Annotated in this window: 22 protein-coding genes; 14 read left to right on the forward strand and 8 right to left on the reverse strand. The window is 58.4% G+C overall.

Annotated features, from left to right (window positions below):
- The first annotated feature begins 18 nt into the window (after positions 1–18).
- Complete coding sequence (locus Q7T36_RS07230) at positions 19–717, forward strand: glycosyltransferase (protein WP_304845826.1); 699 nt, start codon at positions 19–21, stop codon at positions 715–717.
- 49 nt (positions 718–766) lie between these two features.
- Positions 767–1726, forward strand: coding sequence for a hypothetical protein (locus tag Q7T36_RS07235; RefSeq protein ID WP_304845829.1), 960 nt, complete (start codon positions 767–769; stop codon positions 1724–1726).
- A 5-nt stretch (positions 1727–1731) separates the two neighbouring features.
- On the opposite strand, the gene Q7T36_RS07240 is transcribed toward Q7T36_RS07235, so the two are convergent.
- The gene (locus tag Q7T36_RS07240) at positions 1732–2508 is read right to left on the reverse strand and encodes a phytanoyl-CoA dioxygenase family protein (RefSeq protein ID WP_304845832.1); all 777 of its coding nucleotides are present in this window, start codon (positions 2506–2508) and stop codon (positions 1732–1734) included.
- 227 nt (positions 2509–2735) lie between these two features.
- Here Q7T36_RS07240 and lon point away from each other — a divergent pair, with 227 nt between their 5' ends.
- From lon to Q7T36_RS07285, 9 genes are all read left to right on the forward strand, one after another.
- Complete coding sequence (gene lon / locus Q7T36_RS07245) at positions 2736–5150, forward strand: endopeptidase La (RefSeq protein ID WP_304845835.1); 2415 nt, start codon at positions 2736–2738, stop codon at positions 5148–5150.
- 137 nt (positions 5151–5287) lie between these two features.
- Entirely contained in the window at positions 5288–6484 is a 1197-nt protein-coding gene (locus tag Q7T36_RS07250; RefSeq protein ID WP_304845838.1) for an alpha/beta fold hydrolase, read from the forward strand.
- The gene (locus Q7T36_RS07255) at positions 6485–7024 is read left to right on the forward strand and encodes a gamma carbonic anhydrase family protein (RefSeq protein ID WP_304845841.1); all 540 of its coding nucleotides are present in this window, start codon (positions 6485–6487) and stop codon (positions 7022–7024) included.
- Positions 7025–7026: 2 nt separating this feature from the next.
- Positions 7027–7590: a nitroreductase gene (locus Q7T36_RS07260; protein ID WP_304845844.1), complete on the forward strand. Its 564-nt coding sequence runs from the start codon at positions 7027–7029 to the stop codon at positions 7588–7590.
- Positions 7587–8066 (forward strand): YiiD C-terminal domain-containing protein, encoded by a 480-nt coding sequence (locus tag Q7T36_RS07265; protein WP_304845847.1) that lies wholly within the window; start codon positions 7587–7589, stop codon positions 8064–8066. Before Q7T36_RS07260 ends, Q7T36_RS07265 begins: the two co-directional genes overlap by 4 nt.
- Before the next feature lie 107 nt (positions 8067–8173).
- On the forward strand, positions 8174–10606 hold the full coding sequence (locus Q7T36_RS07270) for a hybrid sensor histidine kinase/response regulator (RefSeq protein ID WP_304845850.1): 2433 nt from the start codon (positions 8174–8176) through the stop codon (positions 10604–10606).
- Between the two features lie 87 nt (positions 10607–10693).
- Complete coding sequence (locus Q7T36_RS07275) at positions 10694–11479, forward strand: TetR family transcriptional regulator (protein WP_304845853.1); 786 nt, start codon at positions 10694–10696, stop codon at positions 11477–11479.
- A complete protein-coding gene (locus tag Q7T36_RS07280; protein ID WP_304845856.1) occupies positions 11476–12582 on the forward strand; it encodes an efflux RND transporter periplasmic adaptor subunit in 1107 nt (368 codons plus the stop codon). Before Q7T36_RS07275 ends, Q7T36_RS07280 begins: the two co-directional genes overlap by 4 nt.
- A gap of 6 nt (positions 12583–12588) precedes the next feature.
- Entirely contained in the window at positions 12589–15681 is a 3093-nt protein-coding gene (locus tag Q7T36_RS07285) for an efflux RND transporter permease subunit (RefSeq protein WP_304845859.1), read from the forward strand.
- Here the strand turns inward: Q7T36_RS07285 and Q7T36_RS07290 are convergent.
- The 4 genes from Q7T36_RS07290 to Q7T36_RS07305 all read right to left on the reverse strand — a co-directional run bounded on the left by Q7T36_RS07290 (position 15670) and on the right by Q7T36_RS07305 (position 19153).
- Positions 15670–16299 (reverse strand): TetR/AcrR family transcriptional regulator, encoded by a 630-nt coding sequence (locus tag Q7T36_RS07290; protein ID WP_304845862.1) that lies wholly within the window; start codon positions 16297–16299, stop codon positions 15670–15672. The genes Q7T36_RS07285 and Q7T36_RS07290 overlap by 12 nt on opposite strands.
- Positions 16300–16302: 3 nt before the next feature.
- Positions 16303–18087 (reverse strand): amidohydrolase family protein, encoded by a 1785-nt coding sequence (locus Q7T36_RS07295; RefSeq protein WP_304845865.1) that lies wholly within the window; start codon positions 18085–18087, stop codon positions 16303–16305.
- A gap of 155 nt (positions 18088–18242) precedes the next feature.
- A complete protein-coding gene (locus Q7T36_RS07300) occupies positions 18243–18830 on the reverse strand; it encodes a 1-acyl-sn-glycerol-3-phosphate acyltransferase (RefSeq protein WP_304845868.1) in 588 nt (195 codons plus the stop codon).
- A 152-nt stretch (positions 18831–18982) separates the two neighbouring features.
- On the reverse strand, positions 18983–19153 hold the full coding sequence (locus tag Q7T36_RS07305; RefSeq protein ID WP_304845871.1) for a PA1571 family protein: 171 nt from the start codon (positions 19151–19153) through the stop codon (positions 18983–18985).
- A gap of 109 nt (positions 19154–19262) precedes the next feature.
- On the opposite strand from Q7T36_RS07305, the gene Q7T36_RS07310 reads away from it, so the two are divergent.
- The gene (locus Q7T36_RS07310) at positions 19263–20390 is read left to right on the forward strand and encodes an ATP-NAD kinase family protein (RefSeq protein WP_304845874.1); all 1128 of its coding nucleotides are present in this window, start codon (positions 19263–19265) and stop codon (positions 20388–20390) included.
- Between the two features lie 77 nt (positions 20391–20467).
- Here the strand turns inward: Q7T36_RS07310 and htpX are convergent, their stop codons facing one another.
- Positions 20468–21412, reverse strand: a complete 945-nt coding sequence (gene htpX / locus Q7T36_RS07315; protein WP_304845877.1) for a protease HtpX — start codon at positions 21410–21412, stop codon at positions 20468–20470.
- Between the two features lie 137 nt (positions 21413–21549).
- Positions 21550–22767, reverse strand: coding sequence for a pyridoxal phosphate-dependent aminotransferase (locus Q7T36_RS07320; RefSeq protein WP_304845880.1), 1218 nt, complete (start codon positions 22765–22767; stop codon positions 21550–21552).
- A 123-nt stretch (positions 22768–22890) separates the two neighbouring features.
- Between Q7T36_RS07320 and msrB the strand changes: the two genes are divergently transcribed.
- Both msrB and Q7T36_RS07330 read left to right on the forward strand, forming a co-directional pair.
- A complete protein-coding gene (msrB, locus tag Q7T36_RS07325) occupies positions 22891–23286 on the forward strand; it encodes a peptide-methionine (R)-S-oxide reductase MsrB (protein WP_304845885.1) in 396 nt (131 codons plus the stop codon).
- A 46-nt stretch (positions 23287–23332) separates the two neighbouring features.
- Positions 23333–23812, forward strand: a complete 480-nt coding sequence (locus Q7T36_RS07330) for a glutathione peroxidase (RefSeq protein ID WP_304845888.1) — start codon at positions 23333–23335, stop codon at positions 23810–23812.
- 28 nt (positions 23813–23840) lie between these two features.
- Here Q7T36_RS07330 and Q7T36_RS07335 read toward each other — a convergent pair whose 3' ends face one another.
- A complete protein-coding gene (locus Q7T36_RS07335) occupies positions 23841–24317 on the reverse strand; it encodes a methylated-DNA--[protein]-cysteine S-methyltransferase (RefSeq protein WP_304845891.1) in 477 nt (158 codons plus the stop codon).
- Positions 24318–24325 lie beyond the last annotated feature (8 nt).

The raw sequence follows: 24325 nt of genomic DNA on the forward strand, positions 1-24325 counted from the left end.
TGGGCCGGGAGTTGCGAAATGCTGGTATCAATTGTGATTACCTCCGATGCGGATTCGGATGTTGTCCGTCTATTCCTGGATGCAGTGAAGGAGCTTTCTATTCCCGATACATGGAGGCTGCAGGTTGTAGTCGTTGATGACTTGGGGGGACTGGATGAGGACTTGTGTCGTAGTTACCAAAGCAGTTTTGATCTGGTGTTGATCGGCAGGGGCGAGAGGCAGGGACAACTGACAGCGTTAGTCAAAGGTGTGGCCAGGGCTGATGGCGAAGTGGTGGTGACCATGGATTCGGATATGCACCGGAATGTGGCGGATATTGAACGTTTTGTCGCGGAGTATCTGCGGGGATTCCATTTGGTATTTGCATGGCGGGTGTTTCGGAAGGGAGTGTCGGGCATCCGCATTGCGCTGACCGCTGTTTTTAATTTCATGGCGCGTTTGATTGGCGGTGTGACACTCCACGATTTCAATACTTCGATGATTCTGTTGTCCCGGGAAGCGGTAGATATGTTGAAAACCATGCCGGAAGAAGCTTTTTCAGCCAGGCTCTATCTGGTGCACATGCTCGGAGGGGCTGTAACTGAGGTTCAGATTGAAACGGCGGAATTGCCAGGGCGGAAATCGACCTATAGTCGTTCAAGCCGGCTGCTGATTTTTGTTGAACGGTTTTTGGAAGTCATCAGATTCAGAATCTACAAGCATAGAATTCAGTTATGAGTAGCGCAACTACTGGGAGCAGGCTGTGGTTGATCGGTCGTCGGTGATAATGGGTGAAATGACGGGCGAAGCCTATGAGGCAGTCTTGTCGGGCAGTGCGGCACATGATTTGCGATTCAGCCGCTACCGCCATCACAGGATTTTTTCCCCGGTAGAATTGCAATGCCTGAAACAGGGGGAGTTACGCACCCGCCTGGAGCAGGACGGTGTCATTTTTGCCCACTGTATGAGCCGAACCTGGAGGGCTGAGACCTACGGTGTCTGCACTCCGTTGGCTTGGGAAAGCTCCCATTTTGGTCTGCAGCTGGGATTCATGGACTATGCAATGGCAGCTGATGCTGATATTGCTTCCGCAACAACCATGGTGGCTGGATTGTTGCAGGTCACCCGTGACTCGGGCATACGCCACCTCAGTACCATTGTGGATGCCGGGGACTTTGATACCTTCAATTTGCTGATGCGTGCCGGTTTTTCACTGGTAGATTCGCGTCATGTCTACTACATGCGGCACGCCAGGAGCATTCGTTCCGGCAAGCCGGTCTGTGAAGTGCGCAACTATGAGGAAGGCGATGCAGCGGCCTTGCTGCCGATCATGGCGGATGCCGGGTTTATCTCCCGTTACTCCCGCGATCCCGTATTTGATGCAGGGAAAGTTTCCACGATGTACGAGCAGTGGATGTGCAATTTACTGGTTAAACCGGCAACTGACCGGGTGGCTTTGATGGCGCTGCGTAACGGCAGGCTTGTAGCGGGCGGCGGTGTGCAGCGTCTTGACTTTTCTGCGTATGGTATCTCCGGCTGTCTATGGGGTAACAGTATTGTAGCGACCGGCCCGGCAGGCGTGGGCTGCGCCGGTTCGCTGGTTGAGGCCTGTCTTCGGCAAGGGTTTGAGCGAGGCATGCCCATGGAGTTTGTCGTGTCGCATGGTAATCGGGGTATGTCGCGGGTGCTGGAGGCGGCTGGATGTGAGCATGTGCTGACCCAGCACGCTCTTCGTATAATGCTTTAAAGTGCTTAATCCGTTCGGTTCATCCGCAAGGAGTAGCTTTGGGCCGATGCCTGGTAAAACTCCTCCAGACTTTGCGGAGGCTCAGCCTGAAAGCCCAGTTTTTGCAGGACACGCTGATTATTATAGCGATGGGAATGCCCCTTCAGCAGTTTTGGCAGGTTCAGCCTTTGCTTGACATGGGCCCGGCTGAAGCCGAGCAATACGGCATCGCGCTGCGTGCCGGTGTGATTTTCGCCGCCAGCGTGCCACAAGCGTGGATGAAAATAGAAAACAGTACCGGCAGGAGCAACCAAGCGGAGGCTTCGAGCGTAGAAGTCAGCTTCCGAAGGTGCTTCCTGCTGATGTTGGGAGCCGGGTAAATACCAAGTGGCGCCATTTTGCTCTGTAAAATCATCAAGCAGCACCATGAGACCCACTCCTTCCTGATAGTCGCCGGTCATATGATGTCGATCAACATGAATACGGCTGGAGAAATTGCCCTGCCCCGGCGACATGGAGGAGTTGGTGAAGGTATAAACAATACAGTGCCGGTCCAGTAGGGCCTCGACCCGGTTGATAATTTCATCGCGCGCCAGCAGTTCCAGAAAGATGTCATCATGAAACGGGCAGCACATGACTTGGAGCGGGTCATGGTCGGACTCAGGAGCCTTATATGCAGCTTCTGCCCGAATCGCACGATCCAGGCCGGCTTTAAGATCCTGGATCAAATCGGCCGGAAAGACGGCGCGATCAATGAAATAGCCGTTTTGGGTAAAGAAATCCATGAAGCCGGTGGCGTTCATCCCGCATGATCTCCCGTTAGAGGCGCAGGCCGGAAAAGTGCGAAAAGTCTAATCTCCGGCTCCAATGCTGTCAGTAGATTTTTGCGCGGATAGTCATCCCGGGACAAATCTTCAATAAATGAGCCTGATTGCCTTGTAATTATTGAAATACACCCTAAAACAGTATTTGAGATGGCAAATTTCTTGCAACGGTCGTTTGACTGCCGCCCCATTCAGGTTGAATGAACATGTACGAATCAAATCTGCTCGACCTTCCTTTATTGCCCCTGCGCGATGTGGTGGTGTTTCCCCACATGGTGATCCCGCTGTTTGTGGGGCGCGAAAAGTCGATTCAGGCGCTGGAAACAGCGATGAACGGCGACAAGCAGATTTTTCTGGCCGCCCAGCGCGATGCCGGCGATGATGATCCCGGCCGTGACGGCCTGTACGACATCGGTACGGTAGCCCAAATCCTGCAATTGCTGAAGTTGCCCGACGGCACGGTCAAGGTGCTGGTTGAAGGTCAATATCGCGGCAAGCTGGACACGCTGGCCGATACCGGCAGTTACTGGCTGGCCACCATCACCCAGGTTCAGCACAAGACTTTGCAGGACAACGAGGGCGAAGTGCTTGCGCGCTCGTTGCTGAACGAATTTGAACAGTATGTGAAACTGACCAAGAAGGTAGCGCCGGAAGTATTGAACTCCGTCAACTCCATCCGTGAACCGGAGCGTCTGGCGGACACCATTGCCGCGCATCTGGCGCTGAAGCTGGAGGAAAAGCAGGAAATCCTCGACATCACTGACATTCATCAACGTGTTGAACACCTGATGTCGATCATGGAGTCGGAAATTGACATCCTCAAGGTGGAAAAGCGGATTCGCGGCCGTGTCAAAAAGCAGATGGAAAAGAGCCAGCGCGAGTATTACCTTAACGAACAGATCAAGGCCATCCAGAAAGAACTGGGTGAGCTGGGTGCGGAAGGTGGCGGCCCGGAAAACGAAATCGCCGAAATCGAGATGCGCATCGACAAGGCCGGCATGCCGGCGGAAGCCCGGAAGAAAGTTGATAGTGAAGTCAAGAAACTGAAGATGATGCCGCCGATGTCCGCCGAAGCCACGGTGGTGCGCGGTTACATTGAGTGGATGATCAGCGTTCCCTGGAAAAAACGCAGCCGCATCGGTATTGATCTCAAGGCGGCCCGGCTGATTCTGGATGCCGATCATTATGGCCTGGAGGAGGTCAAGGAACGCATTCTGGAGTTCCTGGCAGTACAGTCGCGCGTGAAGAAGCTGCAAGGGCCGGTGTTGTGCTTGGTCGGGCCTCCCGGCGTCGGCAAAACTTCGCTGGGACAGTCAATCGCCAAGGCCACCAAGCGCGAGTTTGTGCGCATGGCGCTGGGCGGTGTGCGTGATGAAGCCGAGATCCGTGGCCATCGCCGCACCTATATCGGTTCCATGCCCGGTAAGCTGGTGCAGAAACTGGCCAAGGTCGGGGTCAAGAATCCGCTGTTCCTGCTCGATGAAATCGACAAGATGAGTTCGGACATGCGTGGCGACCCGGCTTCCGCGATGCTGGAAGTGCTGGATCCGGAGCAGAATGCCCATTTCAATGACCATTATCTGGATGTCGATTACGACCTCTCCGAAGTAATGTTCATCTGCACCGCCAACTCGATGAACATTCCTGCGCCGTTGCTGGACCGCATGGAAGTCATTCGGCTACCGGGTTACACCGAAGACGAAAAAGTGGCCATTGCCCGGCAGTATCTGGTGCCGAAGCAGATTCTGGCGGCTGGATTAAAGAAAACCGAGCTGGCGGTGGAGGACTCCGCGGTGCGCGAGTTGATCCGCCGTTATACCCGTGAATCCGGGGTGCGGAGCCTGGAGCGTGAAATCTCCAAGATCTGCCGCAAGGTGGTCAAGGAGGCGGTGCTGGGTGAAGGTTCGGCTACGACAGTGGTCAATGCCGATAACCTGGAGAAGTACTGCGGCGTCTACAAGTTCAATTACGGCAAGGCCGAAGAGAAAGATCAAATCGGTCAGGTGACGGGGCTGGCCTGGACGTCGGTGGGTGGCGAGTTGCTGACGATCGAAGCGGTAACGACGCCCGGCAAGGGACTCTACACCATGACCGGCTCACTGGGCGACGTGATGCAGGAGTCTATCAAGGCGGCATTGACCGTGGTGCGCTCGCGGTCGCGGCTGCTGGGCATTTCGCCGGAGTTTCACGAAAAGAACGATCTGCATATCCACATGCCGGAAGGCGCAACGCCGAAGGATGGTCCCAGCGCCGGTATCGGCATGTGCACGGCCATGGTGTCGGTGCTGACCGGTATTCCGGTGCGCGCAGATGTCGCCATGACTGGCGAAATCACCTTGCGCGGTCAGGTGCTGCCCATTGGCGGCCTGAAGGAGAAGTTGCTGGCAGCGCATCGCGGCGGCATCAAGACGGTGATCATTCCCGAGGAGAATGCGCGTGACCTCAAGGAGATTCCGGATAACATCAAGGCCGACCTGACGATCAAGACCGTCAAGTGGATTGACGAGGTTCTGGCCATCGCCCTGACCCGCCAACCCGAGCCTCTGCCGGATGCTTTACCGGCGGTGGTTCCGGCGGCCACGGAGGAGGAGGCCGACAAGGACCGCGCCAGTCGTCACTGACCCCCTGAAAGCCCTGCCTTGCAGGGCTTTCTTTTGCTGCGCCCGGCAGGGCGTCCGGCGGGTTGTTATTGTCCTGAACTGACTAATCCGGCAGAATCCTTCCAGCAACCCGCTGAATCCGAATCCACAGGTGTGAAATGACAACGAGCAGAATCGAAAGGGCTTCGCGCCTGGCCAAAACCAGCGCCGCTTTTGTCAAGAATGTCGTGCAGCGCCGGGTCAACAAGGAACACTACATCCTGTCTGACAAGACCGTGAACGAGGTCATTCTGCGCGACGGCATCATGTCGGTGAAGCATTACAAGCCGTTGCAAGGCCCCACCGTGGAGCTGGAAGGCGGCCAGACCTTTTATGTGCGCAAGCGCCGTTTCCTGATTCCGCTGGTGATGGTGCCGCCGCTGGGGGTGTTCGGCTGGATTTTTGACCTTCTGGCCGATCGCAGTCTGGTGCGCTATTTTCTGGCCCATGGTTTCGAGGTGTACCTGATTGACTGGGGCAAGCCGGGGCCGGAAGACTCCGGTTTGTCGCTGGAAACCTATACCGTGGACTGGTTTCCCAAGGCGCTGAAAGCCATTCGCGAGCACAGCGGCAGCGAGGAGCTTTCCTTGCTGGGATATTGCATGGGCGGTCTGTTGTCCTTGCTGTACCTGGGCGTCAGCAAGGACGACAAGGTCGCCAACCTGATCACCATCGCCAGCCCGATTGATACCTATAAGGCCAATGCCTTTGCCGGACCGGTGGCGCGCGCCCTGTCCTGGCCCGCCAGCCTGGTGAAGAAGGCCGGTTTCCAGCTGGACAGTCTGTCGGACCAGTCCTTCCATGTGCCGGGCAAGACGCTGTCCATCCTGTTCAAGATGACCAACCCGCTGGGGGTGGTGTCCAGCTATGTTGAACTGATCCGCAACATGGCCGATGACGATTATGTGGCCCGCTACATGACGATGAACGAGTGGTTCACCAACATGCCGGACTATCCGGGGGCGACGGTGCAGGAAATGACGCGCAAGATGGGTCTCTATAATCGCTTCGCTAAAGGCAAATTCCGGATTGGCGCCAACCATGTCGCCGATCTGTCGGCAGTAAACTGCAACCTGCTGGCTTTTGCCGGTGATAACGACAAGATTGTCAGCATCGCCGGGGCCCGCGCCATCCTGTCCGTGGTCAGTTCCGCCGACAAGGCCTTCCACATTGTGCCCGGCGGACATGCAGGTGTGTTTACCGGCAGCAAGGCAGTGCATACTACCTGGAACATCAGCAAGGATTGGCTGCAACTGCGTTCCAAGTCGTTTCCCCGTCTGGTGGACGAGCCGTCATCCAAGGCGAAGGTGTCCTGAATGGGCATCCGGACCTACGATGGTATTCGCCCGGTGGTGGCGGACGGCTGCTACATTGATGAAACGGCGGTGGTGATTGGCGATGTAGTGCTGGAGAAGAATGTCTCGGTGTGGCCCTATGCGGTCATTCGCGGCGATGTCAATAACATGCGCATCGGCGAAGGCAGCAACATCCAGGATTTTGCCATGCTGCACGTCACCCACAAGCGCCCGGCCGATCCTGAGGGTGCGCCGCTGGTGATCGGCCGCCATGTCACCATTGCCCACCATGTCAACTTGCACGGTTGCACCATTGGTGACGAAGTACTGGTTGGCATCGGCAGCATTGTCATGGACCGGGTGGTGATTGAGCCGAGGGTGATGGTGGGAGCGGGCAGTCTGGTGCCGCCGGGCAAGCGTCTGGAAAGCGGCTGGTTGTATGTCGGCAATCCGGTAAAGCAGGTACGGCTGCTCACCGAGAGTGAGTTGGCCTGGTTCAAGTATTCCGCCGAACATTATATGCGGCTGGCGTTGAAACACGCCGCCAGCCGGGAGAGCTGAACATGGAGGCCCTTGAAGCCCTGGTTTCACGCCGCTCCATCGGTGGCCTGACCGATCCCGCTCCGGAAGACGCCATATTGCAGCGGGCTTTTCAGGCCGCCTTGCGGGCGCCGGACCATCGCCTGTTGCGTCCCTGGCGTTATCTGGTGATTCGCGGGGAAGGCCGGGTGCGGCTGGGAGAGGCCTTTCTGGCGGCGGGGGTGGAGGAAAATCCCGAACTGGGTGAGACCGAGCGAAACCGTTTGCTGGCCATGCCGCTGCGCGCACCGTTGATCATCGTTGCCGTCATGTCGTTGAAAGTGGATGACAAGGTTCCGGAGTACGAACAAATTCTCAGCGCGGGAGCCGCTGTGCAGAACCTGTTGCTGGCGCTGCATGCGCAGGGGTTTGCGTCCATGTGGCGCACAGGCTGGATGGCGGAGCATGCGCGGGTGCTGTCGGCGCTCGGCTTGCAGCCGGGAGAGCGTATCGCCGGGTTTGTGTATGCCGGAACAGAGTCCGGTATTTCGCGGATTCCGTCGTCGCTGGCGGTGGAGGATTTTGTGCAATCCTGGCCGCAGGCATGAAAACCGCTGCCGAGTTTGCCGAGTATCTGTACCGGCATGTGCCGCTGAGCCGCGCCATGGGCGTGCAGGTGGAACTCTATGACGGCGGCAGCCTGCATCTGTCCGCTCCGCTGGCCGCCAACCATAATGACAAGGGCTCTGCCTTTGCTGGCAGCATAGGCGGACTGGCCTCGTTGGCAGGCTGGGGGCTGATGATGCTGAGTTCTGATCCCTGGGGGCCCTGTCATTCCGCCATTGCCAGCGCCGACATCCAGTACACCCGGCCGCTGCTGGGCGACTTTACGGCAGTCGCCACGTTGCCGGATGCTGAAGCGCTGGCGCGTTTCCGGCAGGTTTTTGCCGAGCGCGGTCGCGGCAAGCTGCCGGTCCACATCGAAATTCGGGATGCACAGGGCGTTGGGGCGGTGCAGCAAGCGGTTTACGCCGTCTGGAAGCTGCCGGTAACGGCTGACAACCCGACAGGACAGCCTGTCTAGCCGACTCAACCGTTATTTTTCGGTCTTCCGGTGAGGTATAGTCGCTTTATAAGCCGATCACCAGAATCCGGAAAATGCGCCAGGCGGCCACAATAATTATAATCCGCATGATGTTGCTGCTGTGGACTGTGTCCGCAGGGTTTGCCCGTGCCTTGCCGCCGCTGCCCTTGTCCGCCGCGACCGGCAAGCAGGATGTCACTCCGTATCTGGCCTATGTCCGCGCCGAGCCAGGCTGGCGTCCGGCAGACGTACTGGCGCTGGCTCCGGAGCGCTGGAAGCTTGCCCATGGCGTACCCAATCTGGGTTTCACCTCCGATGCCTATTGGTTCCGGCTGGATGTTCGAAGCGCTGACGCCCTGGACGGATTGCTGGCCATCACCTATCCGGTACTGGACGATGTTCAGGTCTATGCCCTGAACCGGCAGCAGCAGTTGCTCAGTCGGCAGCAATTCGGCGATATGCAGCCGGAAACTTCACAGTTGCTTCCCAACCGCTATTTCCTGACACCGGTGCGCTTGGTTCCGGGTGAATCCCGCATATTCCTGATTCGTGTTGAGACGGACGGCTCCCTGCAATTGCCGGTCAGCTGGTTTGACCGCCAGCATTTTTATGACCGTGAGCAGCGCACCCTGCTGGTTGAAGGGGTGTACTTCGGCATCCTGATGATCATGGTCATTTATAATTTTTTCATCTTCCTGATCCTGCGTGACAGCAGTTATTCCTGGTACAGCCTGTTCGTGTTCGCCATCCTGGTGTTCCAGGTCAGCCTTGAGGGTTTCGGCTTCCAGTTCATCTGGCCCTCCTGGCCGTGGGTCAACAGTTTCATCATCCCGTTCAGCATGTCCGGCTGCCTGTTTGCCGGGGCGGTATTTTCGCTGCGGTTCCTGAACGTGGCCAAGGCGCATCCCCGTATTGACCTCACCTTCAGGGTGACGGCCGCCATCGGCGCGACGATCATGGCGGTCTCGCTGCTGACCACTTACGCACTGGCGGTGCGGCTGGCCGTTGTGGCTTGCGGGGTTATGGCGGTTTACGCCATCTGGGCCGGGTTCTATTTATGGCTGCGCGGGGTTTCCCATGCCCGGTATTACGCGCTGGGCTGGTCCTTCCTGATGCCCACCATCGCCATTCTGTCCCTGAACAAACAGGGCCTGCTGCCGGTCAATTTCTTTACGGAATACGCCATCCAGTTGGGCAGCGTGATCGAGGCGACACTGTTTTCATTCGCCCTGGGAGACCGCATCAGTCTGGAACGCAAATCCAAGCTGGCGGCGCAGGAGCAGATGCTGATACAGGAGAGGGCGCTTCGTGAGGAGTTACAGCGTTCCCATGCCCAGGAAATGCTGGCGCGGGAAAAGATGGTGGCGGCCGAAGCGGAGAGCCGGGCCAAGACCCGCTTCCTGGCAACGATGAGCCATGAAATCCGCACGCCGCTGAACGGAATTCTCGGCATGGTCGAGTTGCTGCAGGGCTCCGAGCTGCAGGCGCAGCAACGGACATATACCGATGTCATCGCGCAATCCGGGCAGACGCTGCTGTCGGTCATCAACGATATTCTGGATTATTCCAAGATCACTGCCGGCAAGATGCAGATTGAAACCCTGGATTTTGATCTGCAGCAGCTGTGCATGGAGTGCGAGTCCGTTTTTACCTTTACCGCCGGCAAGAAGCACATCGAACTGCGGGTTGATCGGGATCAGGATGTGCCGGTCTTCATTCACAGCGACCCGACGCGCATCCGCCAGATTCTGCTGAACCTGCTGGGCAACGCCTTTAAATTTACCGACACCGGGCGGGTGGTGCTGCAGGTGTCGATGCAAAAGGATCGCGATCAGGATTTTATCCGCTTTACCGTCACCGATACCGGTATCGGCATTGCCCCGGAACAGCAGGACCGTCTCTTCGAGTCCTTTGCACAGGCCGACCATTCGACGACGCGGCGCTTTGGCGGCACGGGTCTGGGGCTGGCCATCAGCAAGCGGTTGAGTGCGTTGCTGGGCGGTGATATCGGGCTGGTCAGCGAACCGGGAAAAGGGGCGGAGTTCTGGTTCCGAATTGCTTACCACCCGGCCGATCCGCTGCTTGAGGCGCAACCGTCCCAAGCTGCGCAGGATCATGGCAAGTTCAGGCTGCACGGGGCTGCGGACGGTTTTGCCGGGAAGACCGTGCTGGTGGCTGATGACAATGAAGTCAATCTGACGGTCATTACCGCGATGCTGAAAAAGCTGGGCGTCAAGGTGGTGCAGACGGCTGATGGCGAAAAGGCCGCGCAATATGTGTATCAGCATCATGCCGCCATTGATTTGATTCTCATGGACTGCGAGATGCCGTTGATGGACGGCTTTGCTTCCACCCGGCATATCAGGCATTTTGAGGCCGAGCGCCGCTTGAAGCCGTTGCCGATTGTGGCGTTGACCGCCCATGTGCTGCCCGAATACCAGCAGAAATGTCTGGAGGGCGGCATGGACGATTACCTCGCCAAACCCATCCGGTTGCGGGTGCTTTCCTCAGTGCTGGAGCAATATTGGGAAAAGCCATGAGGCCCGGTAGCGCAAAGCCGGACTTCCGGCTGGACAAAGCGCCGGCCCTACTCTAGGGTATGTTGCATACTGTCTGGTATGTGACTTATGCGTGAGAAGCTCATCGCCGTCCTGCGGCAAATGGTGCAACAGCATCCCTTGACTGCCATCTCGCCAGAGCAATTGGCGGTGGTGGCCGACGTCAGCGTGGCAGAGGTCAGGCAGACGCTGGGTGATCCGGAGAACTATCCGGCGCTGCTGGCCTGGGAGCAGCCCGGCGAAACCCGGGAGCGCATCCTGAGCGCCGCCATGCAGGTTTTTGCCCAGAAAGGCTGGCAGAAAACCACGCTGGACGAAATTGCCGCCGCCGCCGGATTGACCAAAGGGGCCATTTACTGGCACTTCCGCAACAAGAATGACCTGTTTTTTGCCTTGGTGGATGCCCGTTTGCAACGTGACATCTCGCCGGTGGATGCGGAAATCCGGGAAGCGGTGGCGCGAGCGGCCGAAGGCCGTCCGGAAGAGGCCGTCACCGAACTGTTTGCCCAGGCATGGGGGCGTTGCGCGGCCGATCGCGAGTGGCCGCGCCTGTACATGGAGGTAATGAGCCAGTCTGGCGACCCTGAAATCGCCGCACGACTGCAATCCATGTACCGTCATGTCTGGCAAGTATCCGCCGGGTTTGTGCGGGTGATGCAGGAGGGCGGCCTGACCCGTGCCGATATTGCCCCGGAAACCCTGGCCATGCTCTGGTGCGCCATGTTTGACGGGGTGTTTTTTGCCGCCATGGCCAATCCCGACGCCGATGTCGATCGCATGGCCCGCGACCTGATCCCCATCATCTGGCGAGGCATCGCCCCTTCAATCCTCTCAGCCGGAGCGCCGGTTTCATGAAGAATTTCTCCCGGATCCGAGCGGCTGCATGGCCTGTGTTGTTGCTGAGCCTGACGGGCTGTGGTAACTCCGGCAGTGATAAAGCCGTTGCCGTGAAGGCCGCGCCTCCACCGGCTCTGGAGTTGGGCGCGCGCGATGTCGCCCGGGCGCAGAACGGCAGCGTGCAACCCGGTATCGCCTTAACCGGTCAGATAGATGCGCTGCAGCGCACCACCCTGCAGTCCGAAGTAGCGGCGGCGGTGGACAAGGTGCTGGTGCGCGAGGGGGAGCCGGTGAAGGCCGGGCAATTGCTGGTCGTGCTTTCGGCTAAAGACCTGGACGCCCGGTTAAAGCAGGCGGAAGCGGGGCTGGCTTCGGCGAGGGCGCAGTCAGTGCTGGCGGAGTCAGTGCGTGAGCGTAACGAGCTGCTGCGCCAGCAGCAGTACCTGTCCGATCTCGACCAGAAGCGCGGCATAGCCGAAGCCCAGGCCGCTGCTGAAAACGTCAAGGCCCAGGCCGCACTGCTGACCATGGCCCGCAAAGCCCTGGATGATTCCCGCATCCTCTCGCCGATGAACGGCGTGGTATCGCGGCGGCGGGTGGAGCCGGGGCAATCGGTGGGGGTAAATGCCCCGTTGCTGGACATCGTGGATTTGCGCGAACTCGAGCTGAAAGCGACCATTCCCGCTGACCGGGTGGCACTGTTGCAGGCCGGGCAGGGCGTCAGCTTCCATGTTTCAGGCTACCCGCAGGAATTTCAAGGAACGGTGACCCGCATCAACCCGGTGGCGGAATCCGGTTCCCGCGCCATCAGCTTCTATGCCCGTGTGCCCAACCCCGGCCAGGTGCTGCGCGCCGGGCTGTTTGTACAGGGCAGGCTGCTGACCTCTGCCGCCGTGGCGGGCACGGTGATTCCGGTGGCGGCGTTGCGGATGCCGCCGGGCCAGCCTGTGTTCGTGCTGGTGGTTTCCGGTCCGGAACTGGAAAAGCGGCCGGTCACGGTATTGGCTCGGGATGACGGTCAGGAACAGGCGGTCGTGTCCGGGGTGAAGGCCGGGGAACAGGTGGTGACGGTGATGCTGGGGCCGCAGGCGCTGGATTTACCGGTGCGGATCACGGAGTAACAAACCATGTGGCTTACCCGGATCAGCATCAACAACCCCGTCTTTGCCGCCATGATGATGCTGGCATTGATGGTGGTGGGCCTGTTCGCCTACAAGGATGTGGGCGTCGAGGAATTTCCCAACGTTGAGTTTCCCTTTGTCATTGTCACCACCGCGTATCCGGGGGCTTCACCGGAAGTGGTGGAATCGGATGTGACGCGCAAGATTGAAGATGCGGTCAACACCATTTCCGGCGTCAAGAAAGTGATGTCCACGTCCTACGAAGGACGCGCCTTTGTCGCCATCGAGTTCTACCTCAATGTTCCGCTGGCCACCGCCGTGCAGGATGTGCGCGACAAGATTGCCGTGCTGAAGCCGCAGTTCCGTGACGAAATCAAGGACCCGGTGGTGGAGAAATATAACCCCGGTTCCATTCCGGTGGTGTCGCTGGCGTTTACCTCTAACACCCTGCCAATGCGTGAACTCAGCACCTGGGTGGAACAGAAGTTCAGCAAGCGGCTGCAGACCGTGCCGGGGGTGGGCAAGGTCGAGATTCTGGGCAGCGTCAAGCGTGAGGTGCGGGTTTACCTGAAACCGACGGCGTTGCAGGAATACCGCATTGGTGTGGATGAAGTGCTGCGCGTGCTGCAGTTGGAAAACGCTGAACTCCCTGCCGGCACCCTGCGTAACGGCAATGTCGAGCAGGTGGTGCAGATCAAGGGGCGGCTGGCGAAACCGGAGATGTTCCGCCGCCTGATTGTGGCCCGCCGCCAGGGCGTGCCGGTGTATCTGGAGCAAGTGGCGGAGGTGGTGGACGGGGAAGCGGACCGGGAGTCGGCGGCGCTGATCAACGGTTTGCCCGCTGTGTCGCTGGATGTGATCAAGAGTTCCGGCGCCAACACCATCGAGGTGGTCAACAAGGTCCATAAGGTGCTGGCGGAGATGCGTCGCGAGCTGCCCGCCGGGGTGGTGATGACCGAAGTGGCCGACAGTTCGAAATCGATTCGTGCGTCGTTGGCCGATGTGCAGAAAACCCTGCTGGAAGGGGCGCTGCTGGCGGTGATGATTGTGCTGTTGTTCCTGGGCTCGTGGCGCAGCACGGTGATTACCGGGCTGACGCTGCCGATTTCACTGTTGGGCACCATTTTCGCCATTTATTTTTTCGGTTTCACAGTCAACCTGATGACCTTGATGGCGCTGTCGCTGTGCATCGGCTTGCTGGTGGATGACGCGATTGTGGTGCGGGAAAATATTGTGCGTCATGCCGCGATGGGCAAGGGCCACAAGCAGGCGGCGCTGGAAGGCACCGAGGAAATCGGTCTGGCAGTGCTGGCGACGACGCTGAGCATTGTCGCGGTGTTTGTGCCGGTGGCCTTCATGGGCGGCATCATCGGCCGGTTTTTCTTCCAGTTCGGGGTCACGGTCAGTTCGGCGGTGCTGTTGTCGATGTTCGTCAGTTTCACGCTGGACCCGATGTTGTCTTCAGTGTGGCCGGACAAGCACCAGCCAGGAAAAGTCCGGCGGGGCTTCGGTGGGCTGTTGGACGCCTTCGGACGGCAACTGGAGCGTCTGGGCAGTGTTTATGAGCGGGTGCTGGGTTGGTCGCTGCTCCATCGGCGGATCACGTTGGCCATCGCCGTGGCTTCATTGTTTGGCGCGTTCAGCCTGGCCGGAATGATCGGCAAGGAATTCGTACCGGAGCCCGATCTGAGCGAAATCGGCGTCGAGTTTGAAACGGCCGTGGATGCTTCACTGGAATACACCACCGCCAAGGCGCAGCAGGTGGAAAAGCTGATTCGTTCCTACCCGGAAGTCATCACTACCTATGCCACCATCAATGGTCACGGGCAAGGGCGAAATGCCGCGTTTATCCGCGTCGCCCTGAAACCTAAGCAGCAGCGCACCCTCAGCCAGAAGGCGCTGACGCGGGTCTTCCGGCAGCGGCTGGCCATGGTGGCGGGCATTACCGTCACGTCGGTGGCGGCGTCGAAGGAGGCGGTGTCCGGCGGCTTGAAGCCGATCATGCTCAGTGTGCAGGGCGCGGACCTCAAGGAGTTGCAGCGCATTTCCGACCAACTGCTGGCCGGGATGCAGAAAATACCGGGACTGGTGGATGTGGAAACCTCGCTCAAGGCCACCAAACCGACCGTGGCCGTTGAACTGGACCGCGATGCCGCCAGTGATGCCGGATTGAGCGTGGGGCAGGTGGGGCAGGCGCTGCGGCCGTTGCTGGCCGGGGACGAGATCACCACCTGGCAGGATGACCAAGGCGAAAACTACGCCGTGCGGGTGCGCCTGCCGGACAGCGAGCGCCGGGGTGTGCAGGATCTGGCGGGCTTGTATTTTGCGAGCAGCCGCAACGATGCCGCCGGTTTACCGGAAATGATTCCACTGGGACAGGTGGCCCGTTTTGAAATGACCGATGGCGCTGCCAAGATCAACCGGCGCAACTTGTTCCGGGAGGTGCTGATTGAAGCCAATACGGATGGTCGTCCGGCCGGGGACATCGGGGCTGATTTGAAAAAGTTGCAGGCGGGCATGAAGCTGCCGCCCGGCTACCGTTTCGAAACCGAAGGCCAGAACAAGGACATGGAGGAATCGGTGGGTTATGCCGCGACGGCGTTATTGCTGGCGGTGATTTTCATCTACATGGTGCTGGGGTCGCAGTTCAACAGCTTCCTGTTTCCTGTAGCGATCATGACATCGCTGCCATTGTCGCTGATCGGGGTATTCCTGGCGTTGTTCCTGTTCCGTTCCACCCTCAACATCTTCTCCATTATTGGCGTGATCATGCTGATGGGGCTGGTGACGAAGAATGCCATCCTGCTGATTGATTTCATCAAGGTGAAGGTCGACGAAGGTCTGGAACGGTCGGAGGCGGTGCGGCAGGCGGGGCGCACCCGCTTGCGGCCGATCCTGATGACGACGATGGCGATGGTGATGGGTATGGTGCCGCTGGCCCTGGGGCTGGGCGACGGCGCAGAACAGCGGGCGCCGATGGCGCACGCCATTATCGGTGGTATCCTGACGTCAACCTTGCTGACACTGATTGTGGTGCCTGTGGTTTTTACCTATCTGGATGATGCCAAGCGGTGGGCGGGGAGGATGTTAAGGCGCTGAAGCCACCATCTTCCGCAAGAAGTTGCCCACCCAGGCAGCCCGCCGGTCATCGCCATCGGTCAGCGGATTCAGCACATGGTTCATGGCTTCACCTTCATAAAACATCGTCACCACTTCCACTGCCGTATCAAAGTCAGGGATGTGGTCCACCAGACCCGGCAACAGGTTGCGCGCCTGATCGCGGATTTTCTGCTGGCTTTTGGCCCAAATCGGCTGGATGGCGGCTTGCAGGTCTCGATCGGTGCGGGCGGCCACCACCAGCTCCATCCAGGCATGCTGCAGGGGAGAGCGGGTATTCTCCCGTGCCAAATTCAAGGCCAGGCCGATCAAATCGGTCGGTTGTTGTTGCTCCACGCGAAGGAAGCGGCTGGTGAACTGTTCCACCATCTGCAATCCCACATAGTCCGCCACCACAATCATGAACGCCAGCCGGGTCGGGAAGTGCCGGAACAGCGCCCCCTGAGAAACTCCGGCGCGCCGACAGATATCCTGGGTGCTGGTGCGGGCGTAGCCGACCTCGACCAGGCTGTTCACCGCCGCGTGCATCAGGTTTTCAATGGTAGTCGCCGAACGTTCAGCCTGGGTGCGGCGCACCAGCGGGGTGGTTAAGGTATTCATGATTCAGGCCTCCAAAGCATCTCGACCCCGGGTGTTCAGTGCCGGGAGAAAATCACCGTAACGTCGTTCCTGTCCCAGATCGGCAGCAAACTTACCATCTCTGAAAGCCGTGCGTCCATTGATAAAGACGGCACTAACGGTTCCGTCACTGCGGTTGACCATGCGCTGCAAATCGTCCAGACCTTCCATGCCAGACTCGTGATAGGCCTCCAGCCGGCTGTCCAGCGCTTCCGGATTGATAATCACCACATCGGCGCGATCACCTTCGCGCAAGTGTCCGGCATCAATACCAAACCAGTCGCCCAGTTCACCGGTCAGCCGCCACACTGCTTTCTCCAGCGACATGAACGGTTTGCCTTCGCGCTCGGCATCCCGAACCAGCTTCAGCATGCGTAACGGGAAATTGTAGAAGGCCATGTTGCGGATGTGCGCCCCGGCATCGGAGAAGGTGACGATGGTGGCCGGTTCCTGGAGAATGCGTTTGACCGCTTCCGGCCGGTGATTGGCTATCACGGTATGCCAGCGCAGGGCTTTGCCATGGCGGCTCACCAGATCCAGAAACACATCCACCGGATGCACACCGGCGGCGTCGGCAATTTCACCAAAGCTCTTGCCGACCAGTGAGGTATCAGGGCAGCCTACAATGGAAGCATCATGAAAATTGCGATGCCATACCCTCGGTCCCCACTTGTTTTCATAATTCTTGCGGAACCAGCGGCGGTAACCGCTTTGCTGGAACAGTTGTTGGCGTTCGGCCTCTTCGGTGAGATGCAGGGCGGCTTCACCGGCCCCGAACTCTTCAAAGATCACCAGATCAATGCCATCGGCATACACTTCAAACGGCACCGGCAGCGCCTGCCAACGGAAATCCGCTCCGGTGACCCGGTTCCACAGGTTGGTGAACGGCCCCACCACCCGGTGCAGCAAGGGGTTGGCCTTGATGTCCATCAGCGTGATCAACGTGGTTTTCAGTGACGGACGAAACACGCCGCCCGCACTTTCCGCCAGAAACTGGAACATGTTCAGTTTGGTGACGATATTGGGGGCGCCCTGATGAATGGCGCGCCGCTGCCGCAGCACCCGGTTCAAACGGCCGAATTCCTTCCAGCCGGCGTAGGTCGAGGGCAGGGATTTGGAGCGGAAGCGGTCGCCGTCCAGCTTGTCCCATTTAGTGGTCATGGTGGACAGGCCCAGCAAACCGGCGTCCAGCGCCTCGTTGAGCCAGGACTCCATGGTCTTGAGTTCCGTCTCGGTGGGTCGCACATCGCCATCCACCGAGCGTCCCAGACCCAGGACGGCGGCGCGCAAGTCGGAGTGCCCGATGAAGGAACAGACATTCGGTCCCAGCGGATGACGGCGCAGGAAGTTCACATAACCCTGTGGCGTGTTCCAGCTCTTCTTGTCCTGAAGCAACGGCAGAACCTGCTCGCGCGGCACCGACTCCACCCGCGTAAACAAGTCCGAACAGTCCTCGGCGTCCGAGAGAATCATGCTGATGGAACAGGAACCGACGGTGACGGTTGTCACTCCATGGCGCACCGATTCACGCAAGGCCGGGGCGGCCACCAGTTCGGCATCATAATGGGTATGGGTGTCGAGAAAGCCGGGCATCACCCACTGTCCGGTGGCATCGATGACTTGCGAACAACCCTGTTCCGGCAGGGGGGATCCGGAGACCGTCACCAGCCGGTGGTTGCGGATACCCAAATGGCGGATTTTGCCCGGAGCGCCGGTTCCGTCCAGATGCAGGCCGTTCTTGATGATGATGTCGTAGGGGGGCAGGCTCATTCCGGCGTTCTCCAGCAAATCATAGAGTGAGGAACATAGCCCGGCACCATTAAGAAAGCAAGTGGATGCTTTCTTAATGGTGGATTCGTGTATTTATCAGTCTCAAGGTTATAGCGTTAAAACCGACGGTCTGCACCGTAGCTTTGCCGGAAAACTTATTGATCCAGATATTTCAGGTCAACGCTGAACTTTTCCGGATGTTTGCCCTGAATTTCGCGATAGAAATTCATGATTTCCTTCATGTCATTTTCCATGTTGTCGCTGGGGTAGACCACCTTGGTGACACCGATTTCCTTTTTGGGATAATCGACATAGGCCAGCACAATGGGCACCCCGGCCAGTCGCGCCACATGATAAAAACCGGTTTTCCATTCCGTGCGTTTGGAGCGGGTGCCTTCCGGGGTCACCAGCATGATCAGTTCCTTGTGCTGCTTGAACAGGTCGGCCATCGATTGCACCATGCTGGGACGGTGCTCGCCTTCTTTCTTTTCCCGGCGGTTGATGCCAATGCCGCCCATGGCGCGAATCAGCGGACCATAGGGAAAGCGCATGTAGCTGTCCTTGATGGTGAGCTTGGCGGGGATGCCCATGACCATGAAGCCCAGCTTGGTGTAGAGTGCATCCCAGTTGCTGGTGTGGGGAGCGGCAATCAATACGCATTGGCGGATTTCCGGGGGCAGCTGGTTCTTGAAGGTCCAGCCAGAGAGGCGCAGGTAACCGTGGGCAACGAATTTGGCAAGCATGGGTCTCAGGTCCGCAGGCAAATAATGTACAAGTGTATCATTTTCGCAGGTGCAGCCAAGCGTGAAACGATATCCGTCCGACCAGAAAGCAAAAACCCCGCATGAGCGGGGTTTCTATAACAGCAGTTAAGCTATACTTCAGCAGTCTGTGATCAGGCGGCGGTGGGGAAATGCCACAGCTTCATCAGCTCATCACAGGCCGAGAGAATCATCTCTTCTGTGATGGGAATCTCGCGGCCGTTTTCGTCAACCAAGGCGGCAGCATGCACCGCGCTCATGTCGAACACGTTGTTTGTAATAACCGAGGTTTGAAGGGCTTGCATGGGATTCCTCACTTGCCTGTTGAAGGCGTCTGTATGCGTTTCTATATTTTCAGTATAAGAAAGCATCGGCCGGGTGTAAGCCTAAACCACACGTAATCTGTAACCATCTATGAAACCTGAGAATCGTTCTTGCTTGCCTTTGCTGAGGGTCGGAGTGTTGGTAAATCCGATTGCGGGATTGGGCGGACCCTTGGGGCACAAGGGAAGTGACGACTTGTCGCCGGCCGCTTTGTTGGCAGATGCGTCGCATGCGCACCAACGCATGCTGCAGATGTTGCAACACATTTCAGCGGCTCAGGACCGCATCCTCTTTAAATCGGTCACCGGCTTGATGGGGGAGCAGGCGTTGGCAGAGGCGGGCTTGTCTGGGGAATACGTGTGGAGCCCCGCAGTGCCATCCTCGGCAACAGATACCTGCGAGGCGGTGCGCCGACTGGAGCAGGCCGGTATCGACCTGCTGGTCTTTGCTGGCGGTGACGGCACGGCCCGTAATATTTGCGAGTCCTCACCGTCCGTACCGGTGCTGGGGGTTCCGGCCGGTGTGAAAATGCATTCCGGGGTGTTTGCCATCAACCCGCAAAGCGCCGCCGAACTGGTGCTGAAGTTGCTGGATGCGCGCGGTGTGTCGGTGGAAACGGTGGAGGTGCGTGACCTGGATGAAGACGCCCTGCGTCTGGGCCAGGTACGGCCGCGATTTTACGGCGAGTTGCAGGCGCCGTTCGACAACCGCCTGCTGCAACAAATGAAATGCGCCTCGCCGGAAAGCGATGCCATGGTGCAAGGCGAAATCGCCGCCGGGGTGGTGGAGGGCATGGAGCCGGGGGTGCTGTACCTGTTCTGTCCGGGAACCACGACCTCGGCGGTCATGGCGCAACTGGGGTATCACCACACTCTGCTGGGCATTGATGCCATCCTGGATGGCTCCTTGCTGGAAAGTGACCTGAACAGTGATCGTATTGCCATACTGGCGGAATTGTATCCGGTGAAAATACTGCTGACCGCGACCGGCGGGCAGGGCATGCTGTTGGGCCGGGGTAATCAGCAACTGACACCCGCCCTGTTGCGCAAGTTGGGACGGAGCTCACTGGTTGTACTGACGACCCCCCATAAATTGCAAACACTGGAGGGACGGCCGTTGCGGCTGGATACCGGGGACGAAAGTCTGGACAGCGAATGGCAGGGGCTGATCGAGGTGGTGACCGGATATGACCAGCGGCAGTTGTACTGGCTGGTCTAGTCCGACAGCGCCATCCCGTTAAATCGCGCCCAAGAAAAAGGCGACCTGCAAGGTCGCCTTTTTCATATTGCGCGGTATTAGCGCATGTTATTCCACAACGGAGCACCGGACTGTCCGGCATCATTGGCCAGTTGCAGCTTCTGCAAAGCCTCAACCCGGTCATCAATGCTGGGGTGCGAGGCAAACAGCGCCGCCAGACTGAAACCCTGCTTCTTGCCTTCGGTAATGGCCAGGGCGGTCATTTCAGCAGGCATGGTATCCGGCAGGTCATGTTCCGCCTTCAAGCGCAGCAAAGCATTGATCATCGACTGCTTGCCGGCCAGACGGGCGCCGGCTTCATCAGCGCGGAACTCACGGCGGCGCGAGAACCACATGACGATGGTCGAGGCCAGGATGCCCAGCAGGATATCGGCAATGATGCTGGTGACGAAATAAGCGATGCCGGGGCCGTCGCTTTCATTCTTGAACACCACGCGATCCACAAAGTTGCCGATGATGCGCGAGAAGAACATCACGAAGGTGTTCACCACACCCTGGATCAGGCTCAGCGTCACCATGTCGCCGTTGGCGACGTGGCCGATTTCGTGGCCCAGCACCGCCTTCACTTCATCACGGCTCATGCGGTCCAGCAGGCCGCTGGACACGGCCACCAGCGCGGAATTCTTGTTCCAGCCGGTGGCGAAGGCATTGGACTGATAGCTGGGGAACACACCGACTTCCGGCATCTTGATGCCGGCTTTCTGTGACAGTTCAGCCACGGTGTCGATCAGCCAGCGTTCTTCTGCGGAGCGGGGGTTGGTGATCAGTTCGGTGCCGGTGGTGCGCTTGGCCATCCATTTCGACAGCAGCAGGGAAATGAAGGAACCGGTCATGCCAAACACAAAACATACAATCAGCAGGCTTTGCAGGTTCAGCGTGTTGCCGGGTCCGTGCGTGGCGCCCACACCCAGGACACTCAGGACAATACCCGCAACGACAACAATCGCCAGGTTGGTCAGCAGGAACAGCATGATGCGAAACATGGTAGGTCAACTCCTGAAAGATAAGATGCCACGAAGATTAAAGTAGGGGCAGGGTAGGCGAATTACAACATGACAGTATTGTCGGTTTGTAACCTGACCATCAGCAGCCCCCGGCAGAGCACCGGGGGCACGGGGCATTACGAGCGGGCGCGGCGGGTAGCCAGGAAGCGGGACAGGCGGCTGATGGCCTCCCGCAATTCGTCGATGTGCGGCAGGAAAACGACGCGGAAGTGGTCGGTGTGCGGCCAGTTGAAACCGGTGCCCTGAACCAGCAGCACTTTTTCCGCCTGCAGGAGGTCGAGGATGAATTGCTGGTCGTCCTCAATGGGATAGACAGCCGGATCCAGGCGCGGGAACAGGTAGAGCGCACCTTCGGGCTTGGTGCAACTGACGCCGGGAATGTCGTTCAGCATGCGCCAAGCCAGTTCACGTTGTTCATACAATCGGCCGCCGGGACGGATCAGGTCATTGATGCTCTGGTAACCGCCCAGCGCGGTCTGGATGGCGAACTGCGCCTGCACATTGGCGCAGAGGCGCATCGAGGCCAGCATGTCCAAGCCTTCTATATAGTCCTTCGCGGACCGCTTGTTGCCGCTCACCATCAGCCAGCCGGAACGGAAACCCGCAACGCGGTAGGACTTCGACAAGCCGTTGAAGGTGATGCACAGCAGGTCGTCGGCCAGCGTGGCGATGGAGGTATGCTGGGCTTCGTCGTACAAAATCTTGTCGTAGATTTCGTCGGCAAAAATGATCAGGTTGTGGCGGCGGGCAATGGCGACCAGGCCTTCCAGCACCGGCTTGGGATAGACCGCACCGGTGGGGTTGTTCGGGTTGATGATGACGATGCCGCGCGTATTCGGCGTTATCTTGGCTTCGATGTCGGCCAGGTCCGGATACCAGTGATTGCCCTCGTCACACAGGTAATGAACCGGAGTGCCGCCCGAGAGAGTTACGGCGGCAGTCCACAAGGGGTAATCCGGGGCGGGGATCAGTATTTCATCACCGTTGTTGAGCAGCGCCTGCATGGCCATGACAATCAGCTCGGAGACGCCGTTGCCGATATAAATGTCATTGACGTCCACACCGAACAGGTTCTTTTGCTGGTAATACTGGACAATGGCTTTGCGGGCGGCAAACAGTCCTTTGGAGTCGCAATAACCCACCGCATTGGGCAGGTTGGAAATGACATCGGCAAGGATTTCCTGCGGCGCTTCAAAACCGAAGGGGGCCGGATTGCCGATGTTGAGCTTGATGATGCGATGGCCGAGTTCTTCCATGGCATTGGCGGCTTTCAGGACAGGGCCGCGAATGTCATAGCATACGTTCAAAAGTTTTGACGATTTCTTGATTTCCATGGTAACAAACTCGGCTGGCTAGCATCTAAAGCACGGTATTCTATCCCTTTCTTAACGCCTGTTCACTTGTCTTGTGCAAGGAAAGCCGTTCAGATCGGAGGATGGTTTCCACAGGAGATGGTGATGAATCAAGTTGTTAAGAGTGAACAGGAGTGGCGGGAGCAGCTTTCGCCCGACGAGTTCAATATCTGCCGCGAGAAAGGCACCGAACGCGCGTTCAGCGGTGAGTACTGGAACTGCCACGAGCACGGCGAGTACCTCTGCCGCTGTTGCGGGACAGCCTTGTTTGCCTCGTCCGCCAAGTTTGACTCCGGTTCCGGCTGGCCCAGTTTTTTTGAACCGCTGGCCGGGGGCAGGATTGATGAGCATCGCGACGGCAGCCATGGCATGATCCGTACGGAAATAGTCTGCACCCGTTGCGGTTGTCATCTGGGGCATGTCTTTCCGGACGGCCCGGCCCCCACCGGCCTGCGTTATTGCGTCAATTCGGCTTCATTGCGCCTGAAGCGTGATGAGTGAATACAGTTAGTCTGTTTATCCAGGGTTTTTCCGTCAGGAGTGTGCCATGAGCAATATTTACGATTACAGCGCCACCACCATTACCGGCAAGGACAAGCCGATTTCCGACTTCAAGGGACAGGTGATCCTGGTGGTCAACACCGCCAGCAAGTGCGGCCTCACCCCCCAGTTCAAGGGTCTTGAAGCCTTGTATGAAACCTACAAGGACAAGGGCTTGATGGTGCTGGGCTTTCCCTGCAACCAGTTCGCCAATCAGGACCCGGCCAGTGATGATGAAATCAGCCAGTTCTGCGAGCTGAATTATGGTGTCACCTTTCCCATGTTCGCCAAGATCGACGTCAACGGCGACGGGGCGCATCCCTTGTTCAAGCATTTGAAGACGGCGGCTCCCGGTCTGTTGGGTTCAGAAGCCATCAAGTGGAATTTCACCAAGTTCCTGGTGGACCGCAACGGCAAGGTGGTGGAGCGTTATGCACCCACGACGGAACCGGAAAAGATCGCCAAGGATATTGAAAAGCTGTTGTAAGAAAACGCCGGGGCCTTTGCCCCGGTTTTCATTCCCTAAAAGCCGCGCCTTCGTGCCGCAGCAACCAGCGTTTGACATCCAGCCCGCCGGAAAAGCCGCCCAGCGAACCGTCGGCGGCAATCACCCGATGGCAGGGCACCACCAGGCCGCATGGATTACGGCCATTCGCCGACCCCACCGCACGGCAGGCCTTGGCGTTGCCGGTCTGACTTGCCAGTTCGGCATAAGACCAGGTTTGTCCGGCCGGAATGCGCCTCAACGCCGTCCATACGGATTTCTGGAATGGCGTGCCATCCATGTGCAGGGGAATGTTTTCCAGGGCGGCAATATCGCCTTCAAAATACCGTGACAGAGGCGCGGACAGCCACTCGGGCAGGGTGGTTTCAGTCAAACGGTCATCGGCGGCAATGGCCGAGAAATGCACCTGCATCAGTGTGCCGCCATCGTGAATCAATGACAGTTCACCGAATGGTGCGGAAAAGCGGCTAATAAACAATCGGTTCATGTATATTT

Source organism: Fluviicoccus sp., from assembly GCF_030646115.1.
Taxonomy (GTDB): Bacteria; Pseudomonadota; Gammaproteobacteria; order Pseudomonadales; family Moraxellaceae; genus Fluviicoccus.

What these genes read in the sequence shown, in the direction of transcription:
- Q7T36_RS07230 (WP_304845826.1), top strand. Translation starts at nt 19, where the DNA reads ATGCTGGTATCAATTGTGATTACCTCCGATGCGGATTCGGATGTTGTC.
- Q7T36_RS07235 (WP_304845829.1), top strand. Translation starts at nt 767, where the DNA reads ATGGGTGAAATGACGGGCGAAGCCTATGAGGCAGTCTTGTCGGGCAGT.
- Q7T36_RS07240 (WP_304845832.1), bottom strand. Translation starts at nt 2,508, where the DNA reads ATGAACGCCACCGGCTTCATGGATTTCTTTACCCAAAACGGCTATTTC.
- lon (WP_304845835.1), top strand. Translation starts at nt 2,736, where the DNA reads ATGTACGAATCAAATCTGCTCGACCTTCCTTTATTGCCCCTGCGCGAT.
- Q7T36_RS07250 (WP_304845838.1), top strand. Translation starts at nt 5,288, where the DNA reads ATGACAACGAGCAGAATCGAAAGGGCTTCGCGCCTGGCCAAAACCAGC.
- Q7T36_RS07255 (WP_304845841.1), top strand. Translation starts at nt 6,485, where the DNA reads ATGGGCATCCGGACCTACGATGGTATTCGCCCGGTGGTGGCGGACGGC.
- Q7T36_RS07260 (WP_304845844.1), top strand. Translation starts at nt 7,027, where the DNA reads ATGGAGGCCCTTGAAGCCCTGGTTTCACGCCGCTCCATCGGTGGCCTG.
- Q7T36_RS07265 (WP_304845847.1), top strand. Translation starts at nt 7,587, where the DNA reads ATGAAAACCGCTGCCGAGTTTGCCGAGTATCTGTACCGGCATGTGCCG.
- Q7T36_RS07270 (WP_304845850.1), top strand. Translation starts at nt 8,174, where the DNA reads ATGATGTTGCTGCTGTGGACTGTGTCCGCAGGGTTTGCCCGTGCCTTG.
- Q7T36_RS07275 (WP_304845853.1), top strand. Translation starts at nt 10,694, where the DNA reads ATGCGTGAGAAGCTCATCGCCGTCCTGCGGCAAATGGTGCAACAGCAT.
- Q7T36_RS07280 (WP_304845856.1), top strand. Translation starts at nt 11,476, where the DNA reads ATGAAGAATTTCTCCCGGATCCGAGCGGCTGCATGGCCTGTGTTGTTG.
- Q7T36_RS07285 (WP_304845859.1), top strand. Translation starts at nt 12,589, where the DNA reads ATGTGGCTTACCCGGATCAGCATCAACAACCCCGTCTTTGCCGCCATG.
- Q7T36_RS07290 (WP_304845862.1), bottom strand. Translation starts at nt 16,299, where the DNA reads ATGAATACCTTAACCACCCCGCTGGTGCGCCGCACCCAGGCTGAACGT.
- Q7T36_RS07295 (WP_304845865.1), bottom strand. Translation starts at nt 18,087, where the DNA reads ATGAGCCTGCCCCCCTACGACATCATCATCAAGAACGGCCTGCATCTG.
- Q7T36_RS07300 (WP_304845868.1), bottom strand. Translation starts at nt 18,830, where the DNA reads ATGCTTGCCAAATTCGTTGCCCACGGTTACCTGCGCCTCTCTGGCTGG.
- Q7T36_RS07305 (WP_304845871.1), bottom strand. Translation starts at nt 19,153, where the DNA reads ATGCAAGCCCTTCAAACCTCGGTTATTACAAACAACGTGTTCGACATG.
- Q7T36_RS07310 (WP_304845874.1), top strand. Translation starts at nt 19,263, where the DNA reads ATGAAACCTGAGAATCGTTCTTGCTTGCCTTTGCTGAGGGTCGGAGTG.
- htpX (WP_304845877.1), bottom strand. Translation starts at nt 21,412, where the DNA reads ATGTTTCGCATCATGCTGTTCCTGCTGACCAACCTGGCGATTGTTGTC.
- Q7T36_RS07320 (WP_304845880.1), bottom strand. Translation starts at nt 22,767, where the DNA reads ATGGAAATCAAGAAATCGTCAAAACTTTTGAACGTATGCTATGACATT.
- msrB (WP_304845885.1), top strand. Translation starts at nt 22,891, where the DNA reads ATGAATCAAGTTGTTAAGAGTGAACAGGAGTGGCGGGAGCAGCTTTCG.
- Q7T36_RS07330 (WP_304845888.1), top strand. Translation starts at nt 23,333, where the DNA reads ATGAGCAATATTTACGATTACAGCGCCACCACCATTACCGGCAAGGAC.
- Q7T36_RS07335 (WP_304845891.1), bottom strand. Translation starts at nt 24,317, where the DNA reads ATGAACCGATTGTTTATTAGCCGCTTTTCCGCACCATTCGGTGAACTG.